Raw genomic sequence first — 21,004 nt, forward strand, 5'->3', positions numbered from 1 at the left:
GTATCACATCTTTGAGAATCAGCCTCTCTCATTTCATAATCGCTGCATCATTCCTTTTTACCATAGCAACTGTTTTCCCTGATACGACGGTTTGAGCCCCTTCTCGACGATCGCGCGCTGAACAATCTCCCGCTCCTCCGGCGTCATGACAGCATACAGCCAGTCACAGCCGAGCGCAAGTGCCAGCGTCATCTCGCCGACATCGAGAAAGTGGGAGGGATTCCAGTCGGAGTACCCGGCCGCATTGACCATCTCGCGGATCGCCCGGTCGGCGTATTTCCGCTCTCCCGTGAGCTTCTCCGCAACGCAGAGCGTCGTGATCCGGAAAAGGACGGTCCGGCTGGTCATGAGCAGTCTGCGCCCCTCCATCCGGCGCGCCTGGGGAGGAATGTCCAGAAGCTGTTCCGCATCGTGGATGACCCGTTCCGCAAGCCCCTTCCCCGCCGGAGTTCCGGCGTTTCTTTTCAGCGGTTCAAACCCCGCGTCCCCGACCAGCAGCCGGGGATGTTCTCTCCTGACAGGATTCATGACAATATCCTCCGCTCTCAGCAACCCGGTTGCACATGCAACCGAAAACAACAACACCATCCGAACCAGACGGCACACACCGCAACCATTGCCCATATGATCCATTATGCCTCCCCCGGTCACGATACCGTCACAACGGAGAATTCCCGCCGCCATCTCCCGGAATATTCGGAGAAACCTCGACAAGACGTACATCAAGCTGATCGAACGGAATCGAAATTCCGCGTTCATCAAACAGCTCGGCGACCTTTTCACGCAATGCGGAAAGCACGATCACCTGAGCCCCGGTCCGCACCCAGACCCGCAGCATGAAGTCGATCGCACTGTCCTGAAACTCCGAGCAGTAGACCTCCGGCGCCGGCTGCTTGTAGATCGAAGGCAGCGCGGCGGCGGCATCGAGAAGCGTCTGACGAACCAGTTTCAAATCGGAGCCGTAAGCCACACCGATGTGGAGATCGCGCCGCATGCGGCTGCCCATGCGTGTCCAGTTGCGGAAATCTTTCGAAAGGACGTTCGTATTCGGCAGCGTGATGACCGAACCGTCAAACGTCTCAATCACCGTCGCCCGGAAGCTGACCGCCCGCACTTTCGCGTAAATACCGTCAAACTCGATCTCGTCCCCCGGACGCACCTGCTGACCGACCAGAAGAATGATCCCGGAAATGAAGTTCTCCAGCACCTCCTTCAACGCGAAACCGAAACCGACGCTGAAACCGCCGAGAATCACCAGCACGCTCGAATACTGCACCTCAAGAACCAGCAGTACGAAAACCGCAAACAGCGCCCAGACAATGTAATTGCCCAGCGTGACGAACGACAGCACCATTCCACGATCCCGGCTGTTTTCAAATCCCCGGAAGATCAGGAACCGGGCCAGAGCGACCAGAAACAGCAGGACCAGCAGCACAATGACGACTGTCACCAGATCATTTACGCTGAAGGAGAGGAAGTTGTACACATTGAACTGCTCACGGGCCCAGCGGTTCAGCCAGCCTCCGAGATGGTAGGTGCTCGAGATGTTGCTGACGATGATCGCAAGTCCGCCGAGCCAGATCAGCGGAAACACCAGATGACGCAAAAACAGATTGCTCATGCGCGACTCCGGATATTCGGCAATGCGGTTGAAAATGATGCGGCTCGCCGCAATCGCCGCCTCGAACAGACCAAGCACGATGAAACCGGTCAGCATCATCGTGAAGCCGATGTACGGAAATCCCCAGGCGATAAGCACCGTTTCCACCGCGACAACCGCAATCGCCGACCAGACAATCACCAGATCGAAGACCGGATACCCGCGGCGGCGCAGCATCAGAAACGCCCAGAAAATACAGAAGATGTTCAGCGGGATCGAGATCAGCATCAGCGGCTGGTACGGAATCACAAGCGCAAACAGCGTGTTGGCCGCAAAACTCTGAAAAATAAACGGCAGATACAGCCCCAGACAACGGCGCATCGCCGGACGATCCATGCGGAACGCGAGCGCCAGCAGCAGCAGCGCCAAAGCCTCGAATGTCTGGCTGAGCTGATGCACCTGGGAAGAGTAATTCAACTCCGTCCGGAACTGGAACAAATAGAGCGAAAGGGCAAGAACCAGCAGAAATCCGGCGACGAAAAACAGCTTTGACTTGCGGTATTTGTCCGGAAAGCGTGTCTGTGCGAGCAGCCATGGATAAACCCATCGCGGTCCCGCCACCAGAAACAACACCAGCAGCGGCAGGAAAACCACCAGGAAAGTCAGGAGATCCCCGCGGCTCAGACCGCTTCCGCCGAACTGTCTGGCATCCATCGAAGTATAATACCAGTAGGTCATGATCTGTTTCGTGGCCGGAAGCAGCTGCCAGAAACTCATCTGCCGGGAGAAGAAGGCGTTGTCGATGGTGTCGGTTCGGGCCTTGCCGGCCTCGGCGACAAGTTCGGTCATCATGGTTTCGAGTTTCGGATCCAGATAACCGTCGAGCGTGGAGGTGATCTTGTCGGCTTTGTCGCGGAACGCCTGGTATTTTGCGGTAACCTCCCGAATCCTCGCCTCATAGCGGTGGTACTGCGGCTGCGAACTCATCCGATCCAATTCGCTGCGGATGGTTTCCGTACGGGTTGTGAGTTCCACGGAGGCAGTGCGAATCGTCTTGAGCACATCGTAACGCCGCCGGAAAATCATGGAAAGATCGTCGATCTGCTGACAGCGCAACGTGATCTCGAACACATTCTGAGGAGCACACACCGAGAGCAGAAAACGCAATTCGTCGGCCTGCATGTAAATTTTCCTGGTGAAGTCGGCGTTTTCGGCCTTGAATTCACGCGACGACTGATAGGAGGAGAGAATCTGGTCCGCACGCGTAATTTGAGAATCCAGTTTTGCAAGAATGTAGTCCCAGTTCTCGATCCGATCGAACGATATCTCTTTTCCTTCCACCAGGTCGGCACGGACGGATCCGGACAGCAGCACCAGCCCGACAATCAGCAGCAACAGAATTTTCCGCATCAGAACTCCCTCCGCATTTCTCCCAATATACCACACGATCTATCGACATGCAACGGAAAATCCGGAAAATGGCGGAATGATCCCTTTGGACTCCATTGACAAAATCGGAAAAATTCACAAAATTTGTAAAAGAGCTCCTAGCCAAAGCGCCTGTCCCGGGTTATACTTAACTCCAGGGAAGTCCATTCATCATCAGGAGACATCAGTCATGCAGTGGGAAAAACTCGATCTGGAAGTTTCGCTCAAGCCGTTCCGGGATCGCAGCGAAAAGGGATTCGAACGCGTTGCGGAACAGATTTTCCGCCAGTGGGATCCGCTGATCCGGGAAAGCGGCGCCGTATCGCTCATGTTCTGGGCCGCCGACGGTTCGGAGATCCTCGACTACAGCGGCAGGATGGAGGACACCTTCGAATGGGCGAAATGGATCGGCGTTGCCAACCCGCACGGCGCGGAGTCGGGGAAACCCGCCGAACTCCAGACGATTCACGAGCGTCCGCGTCCCTTCCTCAAGGATGAAGAGGCTCCGGACTGGACGTACGGGGAGTTCCGCCAACTCATGCGGACGCTGCGCAAATCATTCCGGCAGAAGTACAATCGGGAACTGCGCATCGGCGCCACCTTCGATTCGGGGCCGGAATTCGCGCTTTCGAGTTTCAAATATGAACGCCATCCGGAAGTATGCCGCGGCTTCTGCCTCGGCGGCAAGACCTTCGTCTGCTGCTACACGACGCTGCATGCGGATCATCGCAGTTACGCGGCCTATCCGAACGGGATTCCGGAAGGGGAATCGTTCGGAACATTCATCGGCAAGCAGTCTCAGAAATACCTGAAGGACATGGAGTTCGACTACATCTGGTTCTCGAACGGCTTCGGCTTCGGCATGGAGACCTGGGGGGCCACGGGGGCGATCTTCGACGGATACGACTTCTTCCCGGAGAAGGCCGAAGAGGTTCGCAGAGCGATGCACAACTTCTGGCGCGACTTCCGGCGCGAGTGTCCCGACATCCCGATCGAAACGCGGGGGACGAACCTCAGCACCGGCATGGATCTGACCAGCGATGCGACGCCGCTGCGCGAAATCTACCGTGAGGTGAAGGATCTCGAAGTCGCGCCGAACTCCCCCTGGGCCGCGCTCGACGGGGATTTCGGAATGGAACTGGCCGGCTGGATGAGCCATATCGCCGAACTCCCGCAGGGGAAGAAGTTTCCGTTCCGCTACTACACGCACGACATCTGGTTCATGAATTCGCCGTGGCTCGACCGCTACGGCCGCAGTCCGCACGACATCTTTCTGCCGATGGCGGTCGCGCGGCTCGACGGGAACGGCAAGGTCATGCTTGCGAATGCACTGCACATCCTTTCGATCGACGACTCCTACGGGCGGATGCCGGATCAGGTGCCGCTGGAGGTGATTCCATATCTTGAGGACGCGCGCCGCACGGCGCCGGACCAGGCCGGACCGCTCGTCTGGGTCTATCCGTTCAACGAGTACCACGACTTCGTCTATGCGGGGGAGCGTCTGGAGGAGGTGTTTGCGAACGACTACCTGATCCGCGGCGCGCTGAACACCGGTTTTCCGCTCAACACCGTGATTTCGACGGACAACTTCGTCTCGGCGCCGGCGGAAACGTTCGCGGGGCGCATTCTCATCGCGCCGACCTGCGCGATGGAGAATCCGCGCGTGGCGGAGAAACTCGAAGCGCATCTCGCCACCGGAGGGAACGTGCTGTTCTACGGCCCGGCCCGGGGGGAAGCGGTCGAAAAACTGCTTGGAATCGTTCCGGCGGAAGGAATCGACGGAGAGTTTGAGCTTACCGGATGCCGGCTGATCAAACACCTCGCCCGTTATTCGGGCGGACCGCTCGACCGGGTTTTCGCGCCGGAGACGCCGGTGGACATCCGGGCGGAATACCTGCGTGGAGACGAAAGCCGTCCGGCACTGGCCTGTGTCGCCCGGCCGGAATGGAACGGCGGGCGCGCGGCGTGGGTACGCGGAACGAACTCCTTCGCCATGGAAAAGAACTGCCACTTCGCCACGCCGTTCGACCGGAACACCTATTATCCGGCGGAATCGCTTCTGCGCGAGGCGCTGAACAATTTCGGTTATCACCTGGAATTTGAGAAATACGATGCCGCAACGCCGGATCCGCGCCTCACGCTGCATTATCACAACAACGCGCTCTACTACGCCGGATTCGGGACGGATACGACCGTGACGCAGTTTCTGCGTTTTCCGGACGGGGCGCCGCTCTTCACGGGAGCGGACACGATTCTCTACAACGGCAGAGCGCACTATCCGGCCTGGCGTTCGTCGAATCTCGAATGCCGGATTTTCGTGACGATGACGAATGGACGAATCCAGTGCCGCGAGGCGACCTCGATCATGCCGGGAGTCAAGCGCCGGATCACGGTGACGGGGCTCTCCGACGCGCGGATCGTGTTCCGCCCGGAAGCCGGTCACGTGAAGTCGGTGCGTTTCTACAAAGGGGATCCGAAGGGGACGCTCGCCCAGGAGTCGGAATTCGCCTCCCGGCTCGAGGCGGACGCCATGGGGGCGCGGTATGTACTTGAACACGTGACCGGCGACCTCCAGATCGCCTGGGGCGAAGAGGATTGAGCAGAATTCACATGCCCATCTCTCCCCGCAGTGCTATCTCAGGCAACGCGGGGATCTTTTTCCGCGTTGTTTGAATCAGAGGGAAATCCAGTGAACGAACAGAGATTCATCACAACTCCGGCGCCAAATGCTCCGCAGCCTTACTCTCCGTGGCTGCGGCTCGCGCATGATTTCCCCGTCGACGAAACCATGCGGATCTTTGAGCAATCCTGTCTCGGGGATCATGCGCTTCACTATTTCCATGAGGGATCCGGCAGCTATGAGCTGCGCGGCGAAACCATCCCCATCCGCCCCGGCACAGTATTCCTTGTGCGTCCCGGCGAGGGATATTACTTCCAGCTCGACTGCGGGGTTCCTGTGCGGATGTACAATCTTCATTTCGATCTCATTGAAACGCCGCACTCTTATCATCCCCATCCGGTTCCTCCTGAAGCGTGCCGCGAACAGGTGCGGTATCCCGAAACCCTTCCACCGCATCAGCAGCTTGTGAACCGCCCCGCTTACGAGCAGACCTTCCTCCAGCTGCTCGACGCTGCCTCCCGGATCGGTCCGGAAGCCGAACTCGAACGAAAGTCGGGATTGCTCAAACTCTTCGCCGTACTCCATCGCAATCTGTCGCTCTCCCCCGGACGCGCCACCGGCGAAAGCCACCGCAGAACCGTTGAAGCCGCCATCGCCGAATTGTCCAAACGACTCTCCGGCACCCTGTCTCTCGCCGAACTTGCGGCGCACGTCGGCGTCAGCCGCGCGTTGCTCTGCCGCATCTTCCGCGAAGAAACAGGGGAGAGCATCCAGCACTACTTCGCCGCCCGGAAACTCCAGGCGGCACGATCCGACCTGCTCTACTCCCGGCTTGAAATCAAGGAGATCGCCGCAAAATACGGCTTCGCCGATGTCTCCCACTTTACGCGGAGATTCCATCAACTCACGGGGGTCACCCCCGGAGAAATTCGAAAAAAATAGACGATTCTTCAAAAAAATAGCAAATTCGCCAAAGATATTTTCCCTCCGGCATGGTATGCTATATGAAAGCAAACCAAATGGAGGCATCATCATGAATTCCCGTCAGCAGGCGCTTCTTCAGAAAATCAAGGAAAAAGGCGGTTCCTTTCCCGACAATCCCAATCCCATGCTCCGTGATGCGGCACGCTTCCTCGCTACCCGGCCGGAACGTTCCCTCTCCCAGATTCGCGCAATGACTGTATACGAATCTGCAAAACTTATGCCGCTCACGTTCGATTCCGCTTCCCGCCTCGCCGGCGACCATTTCAACCACTTCTTCGGCGACGACCTTCCGGGCGACGATGCGGAAAAACAGCGCAATCTCGACAAACTCGGCTCCTTCCGCCTCGCCGAACTGCGCGAAGCGGCCGAACTTCAGCAGAAAAACCGGTGCGTCGCCATCGCCGCCGGAGAGTGTCCCACGGAAACCCTGTCCGGAAAGGCCGGCGGATGGCCCGCGCTCCCGCCCGCCCCGGGAAAAGCGGCTCCCGTCTACAATCCCGGCGGTTGGATCGAAAATCACTCCGTCCGCGACTACGCGTTCCTCCTGAAACACGGCTTCGGCGGAATCCGGAAACTCGCGGAACGGCGGCTCGCAAACTCTCCGCTCCACAGCTGCGATCACGTCCGCGCCGAAAACTTCCTGCGCAGCGCCATGGCCCTGTGCGATGCCGGGGTCCTTTTCGGCCGGCGCCTCGCCGAGCTCGCGCGGCTGGCTGGAGATTCCGAAGTCGCCCGCAACTGTCTCGCCGTCGAAACCGGCGCGAAAACCTTCCCGGAAGCGGTTCAACTGCTCTGGATCGGTCACATCATCGCCTGTGCGGACGACGGTATCAATGCCAATTCCATCGGACGGCTTGACCAGATCCTTCAGCCTTATTATGAACATGATCTGGAACATGGACTCATCACGCGCGAGGAGGCGGTCGAGTGGATGATCGAACTGGCGATCAAACTTTATCTCCCCTACGACGTTCAGGCGATCACCCTCGGCGGCGTCGACGCCGACGGCAACAGCGCGCTCTGCGAGATGAGCCGGATCATCCTCGAATCAACCGCACGATTCGGCGAGATCCGCGACCTTTCCGTCCGGATTCCCCCGCACGCACCGGACGATTTTCTCGAACAGTGCGCCGAACTCGTGCTCAAAGGCGGCGGAATCCCCTTCTTCTTCAACGACGACTGTTTCATTCCCGCACTCGCAAACCGCGGCATCGCGCTTGAGGACGCCCGCAATTACGCGCCGATCGGCTGCGTCGAACTGACCATTCCCGGCAAGGCGAACAGCCATGCGGTTTCCGGCTGGTTCAGCCTGCTTCGGGTTCTGGAGCTGACTCTCTTCGGAGGACGCGACCCCAAAACCGGCGAACAGATTCTCCCGGAAACTCCGGATCTCACCGGCATCGGCTCATGGGACGAACTCCTCAGGCTGTTCCGGCGGAACGTCGAACATATGGCCTCTCTCATGGTTTACCACTGCCGTCGTGGAGAACTCAATCAACGGCTTTTCGGGCCGCTTCCGGCGTTTTCGCTGCTGACCCCCTCCTGCATCGAACGCGGCCGCGACATCACCGACGGCGGAGCAATCTACAACTGGCACTCGATCTGTCTGCTCGGCGTCCCGGACACAGCCGATTCACTCGCCGTGCTCAAACAACAGCTCTTCGAATCGCATCAACTCTCCGCTGCAACTCTGCTTGAGGCACTCAAAAACAACTTCGCCGGATACGAAACTCTGCGGGAACAACTGCTCGCGGGAAGCCGGAAATACGGCAACGGCTGCGACGAAACCGACCGCATCGCCGCTGACCTGTCACGCGAATTCATCGCACTCATGGACCGCTGGAGCGAGAAAGACAACCGGCTCTTCGTCCATTTGTTCAGCTTCTACAACAACGTCTATTTCGGTGAGGGAGTCGGCGCCATGCCGGACGGGCGCCATGCCGGAGAACCCCTCGCCTACTCGCTCTCTCCTCACCAGGGGCGCGACAAGGAGGGCGTCACCATGCTGCTGCGTTCGCTCGCAAAACAGCCGCACCGCGAAGCGGGAGGCGCTTCCGCCGCGATCATCGACCTGCACCCGAGCCTGTTCGAAGGAGAAAACGGCGTCAAACGATTCGTTGCACTGCTCAAAAGCGCACTGGCCATGGGCGTCGGCCAGATGCAGTGGAACGTCGTCTCCGCCGAACGGCTCGAACAGGCGAAGCGCGATCCGGAACATTACGGCAACATCCCCGTCCGGGTCGCCGGCTACTCGCAGCTGTTCAAACTGATCCCTTCCGAAATCCAGGATCACCTGATCGCCCGCACCAAGCACCGCGCCTGAAAAGCAGGGGGGGGCTGTTCCGCCCCCCCTCGTTCCGCTCCCCGTTCACTCCGGGAAACTGAGTTGTTTCTCCTGACGATATTTGATGAGCGTCACCCGCATCGTCGCAATCGCAGTGAAGAAAGTCGTCGTGTGTTCCCGGAGCAACTCCGTGGTCTTGCCCCCTCCACCCCGCTGGCGGCCGATTTTGGCGACATTGTCTTCCACAACCTCGTCGAGCCATCTCTGATAGTCGTCAACCGAAACATTCCCCATGGTCGGTTCGAGTTTCTGCTTGCGCTTCTCCTCCGGCAGATCCTTCCGGAACTGGGTTCGGTAGTCGCGGAACGACGTGTATTTGAAGTTGAACCGATACCCTTTCGCGGAGGCCGGATCGATCTCCTCGAAAATCGTCTGAATCCGGTTCATCTCCGCCGTGAGATTCGGGTGGCGGCTGCCCGCGCGCGACGCCACGCTCTGGATCGAACGCGCCGTCATGGTGACCTCCGAAAGCAGATCCTCCGTCGCACGGTGAAAGTCGCTGTCCGACTTCATCGGCAGCGCACGCCAGAACGACCGCTCCAGCCGATCGAGTTGCGAAACCATCCGGTCAAGTTGATCCGCCCTCCCCGACAACGGCAGCAATGCGGCCACCAGCGCAACCATTATGGCGACATGCCGGATTCTCATTCCACCGCCCCCCTTCCTGAACAGATTATTTCGCGGCGGCCGCGGCAAGCCGTTTCACAATCTTCTCCGCCACGGCCGCGGCCTCGCCATCCCCGTAGCGCAGCTGCCGCCAGTTCCAGTGGAACCCGTCCTCCACGCCGCGCGGAATCACGTGCAGATGGGCGTGCATGACCACCTGCCCGGCCGCTGTTCCGTCCGCCAGATGCAGATTGAACGCCTCGTAATCGAGCTCCCGCTTCAACGCCACGCCGATCCGCGACCCGATGCGGAACATCCGCCCAGCCGTCGCCTCCGGAATCGTCGCGGAAGACTCATGATGTTCCTTCGGAATCACCAGAGTGTGACCGAAATTGATCGGTCCGATGTCCAGAAACGCATAGACCAGATCATCCTCGTAGATCTTGCACGACGGAATTTCACCCTTGATGATTTTGCAGAAGATACATTCACCCATTTTCACTTCTCCCTGAATAGTTCGATGATCGATTTCTGGCTGCCGAATACCGTAAGCTGATCGCCCTTCTCCAGAATCGTGTCGGGCGTCATAACCGTCTCGGAGGAGCCGCCCGGCTTGCGCAGCAGCAGCACCGTCACGTTGAAGCGGTTGCGCAGATCGAGCTGACGGAGCGAACGCCCCGAAAGCGACTCCGGAACCGTCACTTCCGCAATCGCCGACCCCTTGAATTCGAAGAGGTCGCTGATGTTGTCCATCGTGAGCCGCCGCGCAAGACGCTCGGCAACATCCTGTTCCGGCTGAATCACCTCGTCCGCGCCGAGCCGGAAGAGAATCCGCTCCTGAATCACGGTGTTCGCCTTCACGATCACCTTGCGCGCCCCCTCCTGCTTGACCAGCGTCAATGCGAGCACCTGATCCTCGAAGTGGGAACTCATCCCGAGAATCACGGCATCGAACTTCCGCACATCGAGCTCACGCACGACCTCCTCGTTGCTGACGTCGGCGATGACCGCCTCCGTAACCTTGTCGCGCAGATCGTCCACGCGCTGCTGGTCGATGTCCACAATCAGCACCGTGTTGCCCGCTTTTGCAAGCGCCACCGCCAGTTTCGCCCCGAATGAGCCGAGCCCCAGGACGGCGTAATGATTTTTCGACATTCCGATTTCCTCCCCTAACCGATGATGATCCGCTCTTCCGGATAGCGCAGCCGCCGTTTCTTTTCCCGGCTGAGCAGGAACAGCATGATCGTAAACGGCCCGATGCGGCCGACGAACATGTAACACGCCAGATAGATCTTCCCGAACGAAGTCAGACTCGAAGTCGCCCCCGTCGACAACCCCGTCGTGCTGATCGCCGAGGCCGATTCAAAAAAACACTCCATCATCGCAAACCGGTCCGGCGTCAGCATGTGCAGAAACACCGCCCCGGCGCACGTGAGCAGAATGAACGTCACCATGATCGTGTAAGCGCGCAGCACGTTTGAAATCGGAATCGTCCGCCGGAACATCTGCACCTCGGGAGTCCCTTTGAACGTCCCGACGATCGAAGCGACCGCCAGCGCAACCGTGCTGACCTTCATGCCGCCGCCAGTCGACCCCGGCGCCGCGCCGATCAGCATCAGAATGATGATCAACGTCAGACTCTCCGCCGGAAGCTCCCCGATGTCGACGCTGTTGAACCCCGCCGTCCGGGCCGCCACCGACTGGAAGATCGCATCATACCAGCTCAGACCCGTTCCCCGCGCCCAGCCGTTCAGCCAGAGCAATCCACTACCCGCAACGATCAGGATCAACGTCGTCACAAGCACCACGCGCGAGTGAACCCGAAGCCGGTACTGTTTCCGTCGAAACACCATGAGAAGATCATAAATCACATAGACCCCGAGACCGCCGAGCACAATGAGCGCTGCCACCGTCATCTGCGTCCAGCGCGTCTGCCCGATCATGCTCTCCGGAAACGGCGAAAGCCCCGCGTTGCAGAAAGCCGAAATCGCATGAAAGAAGGAGTACCAGACCGCCTCCTCCCAAGGATAGCTTGCGAGAAATCCGGGCAGCAGAAACAGAAACCCGATCCCTTCGCTGACCAGTACATATTGAATGACCGTCCGGGTCAACCCCTCCGTCCCGCGCAGCGAAAAATTGTCCGAAAGATTTGAGATCAGCAGTGTATTGCTGAATGAAAGCCCTCTCCCCAGAAGCAGCAGTATCGAGGCCGACAGCGTCATAATCCCGATCCCTCCGAGCTGGATCAGCATCAGAATCACCACCTGCCCGAAAATCGTGAAATCCCCCACCGGAACCGTCGACAACCCGGTCACACACACGGCACTCGTCGCCATGAAGTAGGCATCAACCCACGACAACGCACCGTGATACGACCAGGGCAGCTTCAGAAACACCGTCCCGCAGAAAATCAGCGCCAGAAAGGAGAGAATGAACAGCGACTGCCCTTTTTTGACAAATCCTATCACCATTGCAGCAGCAGAACTCCTTCCTTGCTCCCCGGCGGAAGCGCATTACCACCCTTCCGTAAAAGAAGCGACCACCTGTTTGGCCGCGGCGTACGCGGCCTGCCGGACACCATTCATACGCCCGGTCAGCTGATCCGGCCCGGTCTGAAAGTTCGCGGACCCGGTGACCTTCCGCGCCGAAACCAGCGGCTTCACCCGCCCCGGAATGATAACCGTGTATTCGATGGTGAGCGTAACAGTCCATTCATTCGGCAGAAGAATGTCCTCTCCGTCCTCCGCCCGGGTGCTCTCGGCCCAGGAGACTTCAGAGTATTTCGCATCGACAATCCGCGCATAGACAATGCAGTCCGCCTCCTTCTCGTCGACGAGCTTCAGCGAACCGTCCGTCATAAACCGCTCGCAGAGAAGATTCCGCACCTGCGCCGTCAGATTGAGTTCAAGCGTTTCGTTCTGCACGGGAGCAACCGCGACACTCTTGATCTGCGGATGGATGATATTTCCAATCCGGTAACCGCAACCGCCGCAGAACAGCACAGCCAGCCCGATGACGGCCAATCCGATATATCGTTTCATGGTTTCACCTCGCCTTCTCCGGTCGCCACCGCCGGAGGATCCCCTTCCTTGCTCAGACCGAGGTCGTAAACCGGCAGCAGATATTTCCGGTTGCCGCGCCCCGGGACAATCAGCAGCTTGCCGGATTCCGCCGGCAACTGGTAAGAACGGTAACGCTGAATCCGGGAGTCCTTCGCCGCAACGAAATCGTCCGGCACGAAATTCTTGTCGAGCTCGACCAGCCGCCGCTCGGAGTCCCCTGCGGCCTCGGTGTCCGGAAACTCCCGGATCACCTGCGCGAGATAGCGTTCCGCCGCCTCCTTTCGTCCGGAGTCCTCGTAAAATTCAGCGATCCCGAGCAGCCGCTCCGCTTGAATGTCTCTGCTTTTCGCAAGCACAACCCGCACATAATCATTCTCCGGCGCATCGGGATATTTGTTCTGAAACTCCCGGAACACATCGTAGGCTTCGCGGGCGTACCGTGCATCGCCGTCTCCGCGGCGGGAGAGCTCGAACAACCCGTTCCCGAGCGCGAGATACGCCCATTTGCACTGCGGCGAATCGGGAAATTCCTGAATCAGGCGCCGGAGTTCGTCGAGCGACTCCTTGACCTGCCCCTCCTGGTCGAGCAGATAGGCCAGACGCAGCCGCGCGGAAGGTGCATTTTCCGAAAACGGCGCGCGTTCCAGCGCTTTCTTGTAGATCTCTATGCTCTTGTCGTCCCCGACCAGCCACGGAATCCAGCGCAGACTCCAGAACGCCGGTTCGCGCACGCCCTCGTCATACATCTTCGCGATCTCATACTCCCGACGGACCAGGGAGACAAAATCGGCGTATTCCGGATAGCCGGTCAACATCCGTTCAATCGCTTCGAACTCCTGATACGGCAGCCTGCACATCTGCAGCGCCGCGATCCGCGCCCGCAACGCGTTGGACTTGATGACCGGGGAGTCCGCGTAGAGCTCGGCCTCCTCGAACTTCTTTGAGGCCACGCGATAATCCTGCCCGTCATACGCCTCGCGCCCCTCGCGGTAGAGTTCGACCGCTTCGCCGTCATCCGCCTGAACGGCGAACGACCCGGCGACGAGCAGAAACGCGGCAAACACTCCTCGTCTGAAACTGGTCATGCGTCCCCCCTTATCCGGAATGCTTTTTTTACATCAATTTAAGTCCGGGCAGATCCTGCACGTCGATGAATCCGGCGACACATCCGGACTCATCGGTCACGACAATGTCATCGATATGGCGGCTTTCAAGGACCTTGAGAACTTCAACCGCAAGCTGTTCCGCACGAACCGCGACCGGATTCGGCGTCATGACCTCGGACATCCTGCGTTCAAGCACCGAAAGATCCTTCTCCGCCCAGCGCCGGAGATCCCCGTCCGTGAAAATCCCGAGCAGCTTATGCTCCGCATCCTCGATGATCGCCGAACCGCAACGCGCCGCACTCATGCGGATGATCGCATCACGCACAGTCGCCTCTTTCCCGACGATCGCGGAACGGTCGCGCCCGCGCATGATGTCCTCCGCGCGCAGCGTGACCATGCGGCCGATCGCGCCGCCCGGATGAAGCCGGCCGTAATCGCTTTTTGTAAAACCCTGTTCATCGAGCAGAACCATTGCGAGCGCGTCACCGAGCACCAGCAGCGCGGTCGTCGTCGTCGTCGGAGCGAGATTGAACGGGCACGCCTCCTTCGGCACGGGCATTTCGACCACGAGGTCGCTCATGCGCCCGAGACTCGATCCACGGCTCGCGGTGATCGACACAAGTTCGACGCCGAGCCGTTTGGCGGGAGTCAGCACCGCCAGAAGCTCCTCGGTCTCCCCGGAGTAGGAGAGCGCGATAAGCAAGTCATTCTTCTGCATGATCCCGAGGTCGCCGTGACGTGCCTCGACCGGATGCATGAACACAGCCGGAGAACCGACGCTCGAAAGCGTCGCGGCAATCTTTTTGCCGATGTATCCGCTCTTCCCCACGCCGGTCAGCACAAGTTTTCCTCCGGCCGAAATCGTTTTCATGCAGCGGTTGACGAGTTGCACGAACGATTCGCCGAGGTTGTCGCGAACCGTGTTCACTCCGGCGACCTCGGTATCGAACACCTCGCGGGCCCGAACGAGAATCTCTTTTTTCATTTCCGTATTCCTCAAGCAGTTACAGCCGACACGAGCGGATGTCCGCAACGATGATTCCGCGGGCGCCGATGTCATAGAGCTCATCCATGATCCGGTTGCACTCTTTGCGGAGCACCATCGCCTTGACGGCGACCCAGTCCGGATTCGACAGCGGCGCGACGGTCGGCGACTCGATTCCGGGAGTGATCGCGCAGGCCGCATCGAGCGCGGAACGCGGAATGTCATACTCCATCATCGCATAGCTGCCCGCGACGATGATGCCCTTGAGACGGGCCGTAAGTTTTTTCACTTCGGGACAGTCCTGCAGCTCCGCCGAGCGGCCGATCAGCACGGCCTCGGAGTGGAGCATCGGTTCGCCGATGATCTCCAGCCCCGCTTCGCGCAGCGTCGCTCCGGACTCGACCACGTCGGCAATCGCGTCGGCCACACCGAGGCGGATCGAAATCTCCACTGCCCCGTCCAGCCGGACAATCGGACACTTGAGGCCGCGCTTCTCAAGATTCTGCCGCAGCAGTTCCGGATACGAAGTTGCAATCCGGAGCCCGCCGAGCGTTTCAACCGTGAGCCCGGACCCCTTCGGAACGGCGAAGCAGAAGCGGGAACGGCCGAAACCGAGCGGCATGAGCTCCACAACCTGCGCGCCGCTGTCGGCCCGCAGATCGCGCCCGGTAATGCCCAGATCGAGCACGCCGTTTCCGACGTAGAGCGCAATGTCACGCGGACGCAGAAAAACGAAATCAATTTCGTTGACGCGGTCGCTGACCACGAGTTCGCGGCCGGAGCGGGAGCACTTGTACCCCGCCTCCCCCAGAAGCCGAACGGCGTCTTCGGAGAGAGCGCCTTTGTTCGGAATCGCCATTTTCAACATAATTACGCGGTATCCTGATCGTTAGAGGTATTTGTAGACGTCATTGAGTTCGAGATCGTTCGCAATCATCATGACCTGCAGATGGTAGAGCAGCTGCGAAATCTCCTCGGCGGTTTTCTCGCGGCCCTCGTATTCGGCGGCCATCCAGACCTCGCCGGCCTCTTCGACAACCTTCTTGCCGATGAAATGTTTGCCTCGCGCAAGTTCCTTGACCGTCCCGGAGGCCGGGTCGGCGGCGGCGGCCTTGGCTTTCAACTCTTCGAACAACCCATCAAAAGTTTTCATTACGGGATTCCTGTCTCACACAAATTAATAAAAGGTATCATGGCTGATAATATAGCTCCGCGATCCGGAAAAAGCAACACACCGGGCCGGATTTTCCGGAAACCGCTGGATTTTTCCCTTTTTTCCGGGGAAAAACGATTGACTTTTCCGGAATTCCGCGTTACGTTTCGCTTAAGACGTTCAGGCAACCGCAAAGAGGAGAACCATGTCCAGCAATCCGGCCCGATTCTACACCCGCCTTCCGGAAGGCGCCGTCCGCTGCGACCTCTGTCCGCGGCACTGCGTGATCGGCCGCGGCGGATGCGGCTGGTGCAAAACGCGGTGCAATGAGGAAGGGGAGCTGCTCACGCTCGCTTACGCCAGGCCCGCCGCCATCGCGATCGACCCGATCGAAAAAAAACCGCTCATGAATTTTCTGCCGGGCACACAGACGCTTTCGCTCGGCGCGTTCGGTTGCAATCTCGACTGCTGTTTCTGCCAGAACAGTTCGCTTTCGCGCGGAGTTTACAATGCGGCCGGCGACTGGCGGGTGGTGACGCCGGCCGAAGCGGTTTCGCTGGCGCTGGCGAATGACTGCCCCTCGATTTCGCTCACCTACAACGAGCCGACCATCTGGATCGAATACGCCATGGACATCGCCAGAATCGCCCGGCCCGTCGGCGTGAAGACCGTGCTGGTGACGAACGGCTTCATCGATCCGGAAGCGGCACGGGAACTCTATCCGCTCGTCGACGCGGCGAACATCGATGTGAAGGGGTTTTCGGAGGAGTTCTATGAATCGATGTGCGGAGGCTCGCTCTCCCCGGTCAAGACCGCATGCGAAATCTTCAAGAACGAGGCAGGCGGACACCTGGAACTCACCAATCTCGTGATTCCCGGCCGGAACGACTCTCCGGCGATGATCGAAGAATTTCTCGACTGGGTCGAATCCGCGCTTGGGCTCGATACGCCGCTGCATTTCAACGCCTATTTCCCGGCCTACCACTACCGCCAGAGTCCGCGAACGCCGGCGTCGCTGCTGCACCGGATCGGCGACCGCGCGGGGGAGCGCGGGTTCAAATTCGTTCAACTCGGAAACATTTGAACATACCGGGCGGGGGCGGAACGGACAACCACGATAATCCATCCCCGCTCCTCACGTGAAAAAGCGGGAGACGGACACGCGGGAAACTCCATCAGAGGAAGATGGAGCATTCGTTTCGTCCGTCATCCCGCCGCGCGAAAGAAGCGCGGGCGCGTCAGCGCACCGTGAAGAGCACCTGGAAGTTCTTCCCGTCCGGATAGGTGAAGAGAACCGTCGTCGTTCCCTTCGCCACGCCCTTGAGTTCGATCTTCGCCAGATCGCGGCGGAACGGCCAGATGCCCTCCCGGTCATGCTCGATTTCGACACGACAGACCGCGGAATCGTAACTTGAAATGGTCCAGTACTGTGCCCGGGAAGCATCTTCCTCCAGCGCAAAATCAATCTCGCCCCCGAGCGGAACCGTGGCCTGACGGACGATTGCGCCGATTTCATCGAGCGAGTAGCACTTCTCATGAATCACGGACGGCAGCGTCGCAGTCGGAGGAATCGTCTGCGCCGGCTGCGGCGCGACGGCGGGCGCCGGCGTCTGAGCCGGAACCGAAGGCACGGCATAGCGCTTGAATTCCGCATCCACATCCGCAAAAGCGATCGTGGAACCCGGCTCGGCGCAGAGCACGATCTTGACGAACTTCACCTCGGGCTCAGGAATGCGAAAAACATTTTTGGCCGTGCTCCACCAGGCTGAGGCATTGAATGTGCGCGTTCTAGTGAAGAGCGGTTTCTTGTCCGCGCCAAACGCAGCAACCCCGATCTGTGCGGCACCGCTCCCTTTGATTTCGGTTTCAAGTTTGACGGCATTGCCGTGAACCGGATAGAAATCCGTAGAGATGGTCTTTCCGTCCCGGCCGCCAGTGATTTCAATGGCGAATTCATCGTAATCTTCGCCGGGAATCACCCGGGTCGAACCGTCCCCCGGAGAGACACTCCAGCCAGGCGCGAGCGCGGCATTCGCACCCGCTCCCCGGAAATCGCCGTTGAGTCTCAAATCATAATCGTCATCTGCGGAAACACAGCAGAGACAAAGAGCGCCAGACAAGGCGGCAAACAGGAAATTCTTCATTGTATCCTCCCTATTTTTGCAGGTTTTCACATCTTCAAAAGCCGTGAGGCCGTGTTATTAATATAAACGAAAACATGAAAAAATGCAAATTTGCCGAGGGAAACGGCAGGAGAAGCAGCACCGATCCGGATGCGGTTCGCGGTCAGTGACGGGTGATGTTTCTGACCCACTTGTATTTGCGGTAATGCAGCATCACCCAGGGGATTTTGCCGACTTCATCCACACAGGTGCAGGCGTAAACCACAAGCACCGGAAGGTGAAAGACAAACGCCCCGAGAAACGCACAGGGCAGCGCAACGCCCCACATGCAGACCGCCAGACTGTACACATCGAACAGCGTGTCCCCTCCGGAGGAGAAGATGCCGTTGATCACCACCGTGCAGACGCACCGCCCGATCATGTAGACCGAAAGAATCACGAACATCCCGACCATGTAATGATGCGCCTGCTCCGTCAGATCCAGATAACTCGACACCAGCGGAATCGAACTTAAAATCACGAGCGTCGAAACTCCGCCGATGAGGTATGACAGGATCATCGCCTTCTGCCCGTAGATTTTCCCGAGCGGGAGATTCCCCGCGCCCAGCTCATTGCCGATCAGAATCCCCGCGCCCGCGGCGATGCCGTTGCACAGACAGCACATCAAGTCACGCACCACTGCGGCGACCGCGTTGGCCGCCGCCGCGTCCGGCCCGAGGTGGCCCATGATCGCCGTGTACGAGGTAAATCCGATCCCCCAGAGCAGAAAACTCCCGAGCACCGGCAGCGTATAGTGCCAGAAATCCCGGAACAATGTCGGGTTGAAATGCAGAAACTCCCGGATTTTCAACGGGATGAAGCTCTTTTCGTAACTCGACACCACACACCACGCCAGCTCGATGACGCGGGCGATGACCGTCGCCAGCGCCGCGCCGCGCACACCCATTGCAGGCACGCCGAACCAGCCGAAGATGAAAACCGCGTTCAGAACGATATTCAGCACCACGGCTCCGGAACTGATCCACGCCGAGCGGGAAGCGTGTTCGCTCACACGCATGATCGCGAGGTAGCACTGCGAAACGCCGGTCAGCAGATATGACCAGCTCGCCACCCGCAGATACTCCGAGCCGATCGCCACAAGCTCCGGATCATGTGCAAAAAGTAGCATGAGTTTTTCCGGGAAATAACGGCAGCCGAGAAAGAACGCCACCGAAACCAGCAGCGCCTCGTGAATGCTCAGAGAGAAGATTTCGCCCATCTTCCCGAAATCCCGCTTGCCCCAGTACTGCGCGCCGAGGATGCCGACGCCGCAGACGATCGCGCCGAGCAGCATATTCTGCACGAACTGGATCTGCGTGGCGAGCGAGACGGCGGCCATCGCATTCTGGCTGACCCGTCCGAGCATGATCGCGTCGGCAGCCGCGACGAGTGCAAGCATGAGATTCTGCAACGAGATCGGGAAAGCGAGCCCGAGCAGCTTCCGGTTGAACACCCGATCGCGGAACAACTCTTTCACATTCATTTCCAGTCCAGACCGCCGGGGTTCTCATCCGCGGCGGACGATCCGGCAAAGTCGAAGGGGAAGATACACCGTAAAATTCATTTGTCAAGCCGGAAACAGGACGAAACCAGAAAAAAAGAACTCTGTCCGCAAGCGGCGGAATCGCCGACGGAAGGATGGAATCGCAAAAACCGGAGCCCCGGACAGCGCTCCGGTCATGCGTTCCCCCCGCGGAACGAGTACGGAAAGGCGAAATTCCGGGTCACCAGCCGAACGTGCCTTTGACCTTCTTCGTGCCGAACGGCTTGTTGTAGGTCCAGATCACTTTGCCCGTGTCGATGTCCGCGAGCTTCAGGTTGAAGGAGTAAACCTGCACCTTCTCGTCCGCGGTGTCGACCCGGTTCCAGAGGATCCCCCCTTCCAGGCTCAGGCGCGGAGCCTCAAGCCGCCCCTTTTTCGCAACGGTCGACTGATTGAAGTTGTCGTCCTTGCGCAGGTCGCGCGCCTCGGCAAACGTGGCGGAAGCGTCCGCGCCGGTCGCGAGCGTCACCTCGACTTTGCCCGAATTCAGAAGCGCCGTGCACAATTCATCGGTCACGAGCCCCATCTGCAGATTCGGGTCATCCGTCTGATTCCGCAGATGGCCGACCTGCATGAGCGGCACAGCAAGCGTGTCGTTCTTTTCCCGTCGGTACTGTGCCAGAAAACGCTCAAACGAAGGACTCGAAATCGCATTCTGCGCGGCCTCGCGCGCGGCCATGAAACACTCCGCCTGCGAAACCGTCCCGAGCGCCCGCGCCGTGTTGACCGTCGGATTCGTCGGATCGAAGGTCACGGTTTTCGTCGAGGAACATCCGGAGGCGAACCCGCAGACCAGCGCCGCCGCCATGAACATCGTTATTGTCTCATTTCTCTTCATACTCTCTTCTCCTGTCCGTTGTCGCTTCATTCCGCTTCCCTGAGGCTGATCGTGAAGTCCCTGCAGTCGCGGCTCGGCGCGACCGACTGAATCTGCACCTCCTCGCCGGGGATCACGGTCATCTCCTGCCAGGTCGACAGAATCGAATCCATCGCCATCCCGTTCCGGTCGAACCAGGTGAAGCGGTACTGGATTTTATACGGGTTCTCCCCGGTGATCGAGCTCCACATCTCCGGGAAAAAGCCGACCCGCGCGTTGACCGCCGTAAGCTGGACCCGCAGAAATCCGTCCGGCGTTTCCGCGGTGTTCACCCCGGTCAGCAGCAGCCGATCCTCCAGAAACCCGTCCGTGATGAACCGTTTGTCATGGATCACGTTCTGCACCATCGAACGCTCCGCGTTCTCAACCCGGTTCACCGTATTCTGACAGCCGACTCCGGCGAACAGCAGTCCGCCGGCCAGTACGCAGATACGCCATTGTTTCATCATCACTCTTCTTCTCCTATGATAAAATTCCACTTCGATGCCGGGAAAAACTCAATTTTTTACGAGTTTGAATTGAGTAAAATCCTCA

The 21,004-nt window shown here is 59.1% G+C and carries 19 protein-coding genes; 4 read left to right on the forward strand and 15 right to left on the reverse strand.

Annotated features, from left to right (window positions below; translation table 11 throughout):
* Positions 1–57: 57 nt before the first annotated feature.
* Together Q0K10_RS14165 and Q0K10_RS14170 are read right to left on the reverse strand one after the other, a co-directional pair.
* The gene (locus Q0K10_RS14165) at positions 58–528 is read right to left on the reverse strand and encodes a hypothetical protein (RefSeq protein WP_294508251.1); all 471 of its coding nucleotides are present in this window, start codon (positions 526–528) and stop codon (positions 58–60) included.
* 130 nt (positions 529–658) lie between these two features.
* Complete coding sequence (locus Q0K10_RS14170; RefSeq protein WP_294508254.1) at positions 659–3,010, reverse strand: mechanosensitive ion channel domain-containing protein; 2,352 nt, start codon at positions 3,008–3,010, stop codon at positions 659–661.
* 208 nt (positions 3,011–3,218) lie between these two features.
* Here Q0K10_RS14170 and Q0K10_RS14175 point away from each other — a divergent pair, with 208 nt between their 5' ends.
* The 3 genes from Q0K10_RS14175 (at position 3,219) to Q0K10_RS14185 (ending at position 8,955) form a co-directional block, all read left to right on the forward strand.
* On the forward strand, positions 3,219–5,627 hold the full coding sequence (locus tag Q0K10_RS14175) for a hypothetical protein (protein WP_294508257.1): 2,409 nt from the start codon (positions 3,219–3,221) through the stop codon (positions 5,625–5,627).
* Between the two features lie 90 nt (positions 5,628–5,717).
* Complete coding sequence (locus tag Q0K10_RS14180) at positions 5,718–6,590, forward strand: AraC family transcriptional regulator (RefSeq protein WP_294508260.1); 873 nt, start codon at positions 5,718–5,720, stop codon at positions 6,588–6,590.
* Between the two features lie 91 nt (positions 6,591–6,681).
* Positions 6,682–8,955, forward strand: a complete 2,274-nt coding sequence (locus tag Q0K10_RS14185) for a pyruvate formate lyase family protein (RefSeq protein ID WP_294508263.1) — start codon at positions 6,682–6,684, stop codon at positions 8,953–8,955.
* 45 nt (positions 8,956–9,000) lie between these two features.
* On the opposite strand, the gene Q0K10_RS14190 is transcribed toward Q0K10_RS14185, so the two are convergent.
* Genes Q0K10_RS14190 through Q0K10_RS14230 form a run of 9 tightly spaced genes read right to left on the reverse strand, consistent with a single transcriptional unit; the run spans position 9,001 to position 15,888 of the window.
* On the reverse strand, positions 9,001–9,624 hold the full coding sequence (locus tag Q0K10_RS14190; RefSeq protein WP_294508266.1) for a hypothetical protein: 624 nt from the start codon (positions 9,622–9,624) through the stop codon (positions 9,001–9,003).
* 25 nt (positions 9,625–9,649) lie between these two features.
* Positions 9,650–10,078 (reverse strand): HIT family protein, encoded by a 429-nt coding sequence (locus Q0K10_RS14195; RefSeq protein WP_294508269.1) that lies wholly within the window; start codon positions 10,076–10,078, stop codon positions 9,650–9,652.
* A 2-nt stretch (positions 10,079–10,080) separates the two neighbouring features.
* The gene (locus tag Q0K10_RS14200) at positions 10,081–10,737 is read right to left on the reverse strand and encodes a TrkA family potassium uptake protein (RefSeq protein WP_294508272.1); all 657 of its coding nucleotides are present in this window, start codon (positions 10,735–10,737) and stop codon (positions 10,081–10,083) included.
* 14 nt (positions 10,738–10,751) lie between these two features.
* Positions 10,752–12,053, reverse strand: coding sequence for a potassium transporter TrkG (locus Q0K10_RS14205; protein ID WP_294508275.1), 1,302 nt, complete (start codon positions 12,051–12,053; stop codon positions 10,752–10,754).
* 42 nt (positions 12,054–12,095) lie between these two features.
* The gene (gene lptE / locus Q0K10_RS14210; RefSeq protein WP_294508279.1) at positions 12,096–12,623 is read right to left on the reverse strand and encodes an LPS assembly lipoprotein LptE; all 528 of its coding nucleotides are present in this window, start codon (positions 12,621–12,623) and stop codon (positions 12,096–12,098) included.
* Positions 12,620–13,729, reverse strand: a complete 1,110-nt coding sequence (gene bamD / locus Q0K10_RS14215; RefSeq protein WP_294508282.1) for an outer membrane protein assembly factor BamD — start codon at positions 13,727–13,729, stop codon at positions 12,620–12,622. The genes lptE and bamD overlap by 4 nt, the downstream gene beginning before the upstream one ends.
* A 28-nt stretch (positions 13,730–13,757) precedes the next feature.
* Positions 13,758–14,735, reverse strand: a complete 978-nt coding sequence (locus Q0K10_RS14220) for a KpsF/GutQ family sugar-phosphate isomerase (protein WP_294508285.1) — start codon at positions 14,733–14,735, stop codon at positions 13,758–13,760.
* A 19-nt stretch (positions 14,736–14,754) separates the two neighbouring features.
* Positions 14,755–15,603 (reverse strand): ATP phosphoribosyltransferase, encoded by an 849-nt coding sequence (hisG, locus tag Q0K10_RS14225; protein WP_294508288.1) that lies wholly within the window; start codon positions 15,601–15,603, stop codon positions 14,755–14,757.
* Positions 15,604–15,624: 21 nt separating this feature from the next.
* Positions 15,625–15,888 (reverse strand): phosphoribosyl-ATP diphosphatase, encoded by a 264-nt coding sequence (locus Q0K10_RS14230; RefSeq protein WP_294508291.1) that lies wholly within the window; start codon positions 15,886–15,888, stop codon positions 15,625–15,627.
* Positions 15,889–16,093: 205 nt separating this feature from the next.
* Here Q0K10_RS14230 and amrS point away from each other — a divergent pair, with 205 nt between their 5' ends.
* Positions 16,094–16,972, forward strand: a complete 879-nt coding sequence (amrS, locus tag Q0K10_RS14235) for an AmmeMemoRadiSam system radical SAM enzyme (RefSeq protein WP_294508294.1) — start codon at positions 16,094–16,096, stop codon at positions 16,970–16,972.
* 154 nt (positions 16,973–17,126) lie between these two features.
* On the opposite strand, the gene Q0K10_RS14240 is transcribed toward amrS, so the two are convergent.
* From Q0K10_RS14240 to Q0K10_RS14255, 4 genes are all read right to left on the reverse strand, one after another.
* Positions 17,127–18,032, reverse strand: coding sequence for a hypothetical protein (locus Q0K10_RS14240; RefSeq protein ID WP_294508297.1), 906 nt, complete (start codon positions 18,030–18,032; stop codon positions 17,127–17,129).
* A 142-nt stretch (positions 18,033–18,174) separates the two neighbouring features.
* Positions 18,175–19,533 carry an MATE family efflux transporter gene (locus tag Q0K10_RS14245; RefSeq protein WP_366943021.1) on the reverse strand — a complete coding sequence of 453 codons (1,359 nt, stop codon included), beginning with the start codon at positions 19,531–19,533 and terminating at the stop codon, positions 18,175–18,177.
* Between the two features lie 241 nt (positions 19,534–19,774).
* Positions 19,775–20,431: a hypothetical protein gene (locus Q0K10_RS14250; protein WP_294508303.1), complete on the reverse strand. Its 657-nt coding sequence runs from the start codon at positions 20,429–20,431 to the stop codon at positions 19,775–19,777.
* Positions 20,432–20,457: 26 nt separating this feature from the next.
* Positions 20,458–20,919 carry a YcfL family protein gene (locus Q0K10_RS14255; RefSeq protein WP_294508306.1) on the reverse strand — a complete coding sequence of 154 codons (462 nt, stop codon included), beginning with the start codon at positions 20,917–20,919 and terminating at the stop codon, positions 20,458–20,460.
* Positions 20,920–21,004: the final 85 nt, after the last annotated feature.

This window comes from uncultured Victivallis sp. (assembly GCF_944391105.1).
In the GTDB taxonomy this organism is placed as follows: Bacteria; Verrucomicrobiota; Lentisphaeria; order Victivallales; family Victivallaceae; genus Victivallis.